General features: G+C 36.9%; 6 protein-coding genes. 4 read left to right on the top strand and 2 right to left on the bottom strand.

Annotated elements, in window-relative coordinates; translation table 11 throughout:
• Positions 1 to 149: 149 nt before the first annotated feature.
• A complete protein-coding gene (locus Q0064_RS03345) occupies positions 150 to 920 on the bottom strand; it encodes a hypothetical protein (RefSeq protein WP_298144270.1) in 771 nt (256 codons plus the stop codon).
• A gap of 541 nt (positions 921 to 1,461) precedes the next feature.
• On the opposite strand from Q0064_RS03345, the gene ssb reads away from it, so the two are divergent.
• From ssb to Q0064_RS03365, 4 genes are all read left to right on the top strand, one after another.
• The gene (gene ssb / locus Q0064_RS03350; RefSeq protein ID WP_298144273.1) at positions 1,462 to 1,824 is read left to right on the top strand and encodes a single-stranded DNA-binding protein; all 363 of its coding nucleotides are present in this window, start codon (positions 1,462 to 1,464) and stop codon (positions 1,822 to 1,824) included.
• Positions 1,825 to 1,975: 151 nt separating this feature from the next.
• Positions 1,976 to 2,926, top strand: a complete 951-nt coding sequence (locus Q0064_RS03355) for an NAD(P)-dependent oxidoreductase (protein ID WP_298144276.1) — start codon at positions 1,976 to 1,978, stop codon at positions 2,924 to 2,926.
• A gap of 108 nt (positions 2,927 to 3,034) precedes the next feature.
• Positions 3,035 to 3,439: a DUF4234 domain-containing protein gene (locus Q0064_RS03360; RefSeq protein ID WP_298144279.1), complete on the top strand. Its 405-nt coding sequence runs from the start codon at positions 3,035 to 3,037 to the stop codon at positions 3,437 to 3,439.
• The gene (locus Q0064_RS03365; RefSeq protein ID WP_298144281.1) at positions 3,411 to 3,869 is read left to right on the top strand and encodes a DUF2752 domain-containing protein; all 459 of its coding nucleotides are present in this window, start codon (positions 3,411 to 3,413) and stop codon (positions 3,867 to 3,869) included. The genes Q0064_RS03360 and Q0064_RS03365 overlap by 29 nt, the downstream gene beginning before the upstream one ends.
• 120 nt (positions 3,870 to 3,989) lie before the next feature.
• On the opposite strand, the gene Q0064_RS03370 is transcribed toward Q0064_RS03365, so the two are convergent.
• Positions 3,990 to 4,469: a hypothetical protein gene (locus tag Q0064_RS03370; RefSeq protein WP_298144284.1), complete on the bottom strand. Its 480-nt coding sequence runs from the start codon at positions 4,467 to 4,469 to the stop codon at positions 3,990 to 3,992.
• Positions 4,470 to 4,747: the final 278 nt, after the last annotated feature.

Here is a 4,747-nt window from a genome sequence, read left to right on the forward strand (position 1 = left end):
TCGCCGGAAAAGGATTCGGAGAAAGCGAACCCAAAATCGATTGCAAAGAAAACTGCACCGAAGAACAATACGCCATAAACAGACGTAGCGAATTCCTGATCGTGAAGAAGTAAGGGGAAAGTACAAGATTATTCTAATAAAGGCCGAACTTAATCGTTTGGCCTTTTTAATTTCTCATTTATCCAAGTATAACCAAAGTCTTCTACTTTATTAACCAATTGATAAGCCGTTCGTTCCTCGGAATCAAAATAATAATGTGGATGAGGAACCTTATATTCCGCACTAGATTTATTGTAATATTCAACCTTGGCGGGATGGTAAGGTGATACCGCTGTAAGCAATTTTGGTAATGAACTAAAGTTGTTGAAAAGAAAATCTATAGTGCCGCAGCAATCTTCTATTGAAATTAAATTAACTAAATCAGCACCATTTATAGCCGAGTTTGATCTTGCCAAGGATAGAACAGGATGGCGATCAGTTCCTATCAGTCCGCCAAACCGTAATACTTTGAATAAAGAATTTTCTAGGAAAACTATTTCTGACTGTTCTAATAGTATCTTTCCTTCCGATTGAAACAAACTTCCAGCTCCAATTGAACTAATAAAAATTGTTTTAATACCAATTGATAGTATTGTAGTCTTCAATTTTTCAAGTAGGATTAAATAGTCTTCAGGTATTTTTGCCGAACTTGGAGGCAAGGCGATAATAATGTGGCTTGCCGACTTCAAAATCTCAGAAATAGAATTTGATAAATTGTCAGAAAACAAGTCTAGTGCATAGACGTTCGTTTTGGCATCTAATTGATACCGGAGAGCGGCACTTCTTTTAATTCCTATTATTCTTTCAAAATGAAGCTTATTGGCTAAAGCATAATTTTGCCCAAGCCATCCAAACCCGATAATTAATAGTTCTTTTTTCATGGTTATTCTCTTTTCACAAGTAAGTAGTGCTCATTATCGAACATTCTATATCCTTGGTCGTAAATGTAAAAGTAATTTTCGCCGTTAGACGATCTCTCAATCATTGTTATCAGGTTAAAATCAAATCCGCGAATGACTAAACTTGCACGATTAGTTTTAGTAATTCCTTCACAGTTTAATTCACACAATATTCTGTGGTTCTTGCGTAGTCTTTCGTTAATCATCCTAACAAAACGACCACCTGATCGGTTGAGCTGATTGTGGTGTTCAATGCGGCATGCATCACTGCAGAATTTTCTTCCATCTCTTCCAACAAGCTTTGTTTGGCAAACAATACAATTTTTTGTCATGGCATATAATTTTAAGATGGTGTTAAAATTAAAATAGGAATTTGAATTTAGATTACGGAAAAACCGTAAAAATGTAATTGTTAACAACATAGCTAAACGTTTATAAACGTTTAAACACGGAAACGTGCATTGTAGTTCTAAATCAAACACAGAAATTTGTTCTTATTAACAAAAACATTTATTGAAAAGCCATGGAAACAATTATTAGAAATCGCGTTATTCTACGCGGACACGCAGGTTCGGATGCAAAAGTGAAAACGTTCGACAGCAATCGAAAAATCGCGACGATTAGTATAGCAACAAACGAGAGCTATACCAACAGAGCAGGTGATAAAGTTGAAGAGACGAGCTGGCATCGTGTAATAGCCTTCGGAAAACTGGCTGATTTAGCCGAACAGCATGTCTTGAAAGGTAAAGAGATTGGAATTGAAGGAAAACTGAGTTCTAGATCTTACGAAGATGCAGCAGGCAACCGGCGTTATGTTACAGAAATCATTGCCAATGAAATTACTGTTCACAGCAAGAAAGAGGAAGAAGCTAAAGCAGAAAGCTAGCGTAAACTTCTAAAATGCTACGATGGCGATTTCTTCCCGCAGTTTCTGCACGACATCTGTAGTAACGTTAATCGTCTATTTTGTGTAGTTTTATCATTTCGAATTATGTCTCGTGTTCGGCGTTTTCTGTATCTTCGATTAAAAAGAAATTTTGAAACGAATCGTTCATATAGATAAAAACCATCCAAGCTTGGTAACTGGACTAAGTGCTTTAGGTTTTGAAAACGTACTTCTTGATGAATTGCCTAGGTTTGAAGTTCAGAAACAGCTACATGCGTATGAAGGTATAGTTATCCGAAGCCGCTTTCCACTAGATGCTACTTTCTTGGAATCCGGCACTAATTTGAAGTTTATCTGTCGAATTGGTGCCGGCCTTGAAAACATCGACCTTAAGTATTGTAAGGAAAAAGGAATTGAAGTTATTTCTACACCTCAAGGGAACGCAAACGCCGTGGGTGAACACACGCTGGGTTTACTTCTAAATCTAATGAATAAAATTAAAAAGGCAGATAAAGAAGTTTGTGCGGGACTCTGGCAGCGAGAAGCGAATCGCGGATATGAAATCGATGGAAAAACGGTCGGTATAATTGGATATGGGGTTATGGGCAGCGCTTTTGCGCGAAAATTAGCGGGATTCGACTGTGAGGTTTTATTCAACGATATAGTTCCCAAAGATGCCGTACACAATCATAAGCAAGTAAACCGCGCAGATATTTACCAGAAAGCCGACATAATTAGCCTGCATGTCCCTCAAACACCACTCACCCGTTATTTGGCAAATAAAGAGTTCTTTGAATCCTTTAAAAAGCCAATCTGGTTACTCAATGCCGCGCGTGGTTCTGTTTTGGAAATTCACGCTTTAGTTAATGCACTAAAACATGGAAAGGTTCTGGGGGCAGGTTTGGACGTTCTGGAGTACGAGAGCACTTCTTTTCAAGCTAATTTTAACCTAGAATCCGACGCAGATCTTCAATATTTAACTACCGCGAGCAATGTCATTTTAACTCCACATATTGCGGGCTGGAGTTTCGAAAGTGAAATAAATATGGCACAGATAGCAATTTCAAAAATTGATGACTTCTATACGCATCGACGACACTAGACAGTCATTATTTTTTGATAAAGCTCAGTTTTTTATGATTGAGAAGAAAAATGAAACACCGTTTGAAATTTGTTAAAAAAACATTAAATTCGTTTTTTTTTTTACGACATGGAAAATTCGCAACCAACTGAATCTTGGAACACACCTAAACAGCAACTTCCTTCTGACATTCCCGTTTTTAGAGTAGACCCCCTCCTCGTACTTATTCTTGGAATAATTACCTGCGGTCTCTACCTTATTTATTGGAATATAAAAATTGCAGATGTGATGAATGCAGCTAATAGAAGGGAAATAGTTTCCGGGCCTGTTGCAATTCTAGCAGGTTGCTGTTATCCGGTTAATGTTTACTTCTTTTACGTGGTGGCAAAAGACGGTTTGCCAGCAGTTTATCAACTGAGCAACCGACCGCAGAAAGATGATACCGCCCTTCTTTTGATTCTCGGATTTTTCTTACCAATGGTGGCAGCTATGATAGTGCAAGGAGATGTCAACAAACTATACGACCAAGCGTAACGATTTATTTGTATTCTCGGTATTTTCTATACTGATTGTCGGGGTCCCTTTTATATTGGCATGGAACAGCAGCAGTAGCGAACTGCGATACAAGCAGTCATTTTGCCCTTTTAAAATGCTTTCTGGGCTTCCCTGTCCTGGCTGCGGCATAACCAAATCAATAGTCGCTTTATACGAAGGTGCTATACCAGAAAGTATCGCATATCATCCGTTTGGAATAGTTGTTTTTGGGCTTGCAGCTACTTTTCTTTTTGCACAAGCAGTACTGAATAAAGCACAGGTAGATAAATTATATTACCACTTTTTTAGAAATAGAAAACTAACAATAGGTCTTGCCGTTGGAATGAGCGTCTATCACATCATTCGCTTATACTATTTTTTGAGTTCTCACACATTCGATGATGTGCTCCGCGAATCAATCTGGCGATGAGTAGTATTAAAAGAATAACTAAATCATTCTTAAACAATTCTATCATTTACCGAACCTTTAAAAGTAGAATTGTTGCTTGTGGCATCTTATAGAAATACGAGATCGAAAAACACATTCGTCTTAGTAAATATCATCGGCTGTTCCAACTTTTCGGTCAAAACCAGCTGAAAATAGTTTAAAATAATCCTCCGTCTTTATATAAATAAGATTTTCGGTTGTTTTGTCTCCCATTTTATAGAAAGTATAGAGAGGGTCTCTAAAATCAGCTTTTTTATTAACTTGATTTAATTCAGAAAGGCTGTCGGGATACCTATTAAATCGAGCCTTAAATTGGTGTAAATCGTAGGTATTTTGCTGAATAACAACTCGTACTAAACTGACTTTTATTTTGTTGCTTTTCGGAGCACTTAACTTTGTTACGTCCATCATTTGATACAAAGTGGAATAAATAAGAATTGAAAAAGTCACCCCGAAAAAGCCTATAGCAAGCAAAATTTTATCTTTTTTGAGACCTATAACAATTAGAGCAATACCGACACCTACTCCAATGAGAGGAATACAGGCACACAAAAACAACAATAAGTATTTGACGTATTTCATGGTATTAAACTATAACATAATTAGTATACTGGCAAGCGTTGCACTTTCATTACTAAAGTATAACCATAACGGGAAAGTATGAAACTGCTATTAATCCCATTATTTCTGTGCCTTTAAGTGGAATCAGCCAAAGATTGACACACCAATTTCACAGAAGTCTGTCGGTAAGTGGCTGGTTTTTTTGAACAGGTTAAAAATAGAGTTAAATTAACCTTTTAAAAGAAAAACAGTATGAAGACATCAAAATTTTCAGAGGAACAGATTATTTCGATCTTAAA

The sequence above is a fragment of the Flavobacterium sp. genome (assembly GCF_027490375.1).
Classification (GTDB): Bacteria; Bacteroidota; Bacteroidia; order Flavobacteriales; family Flavobacteriaceae; genus Flavobacterium.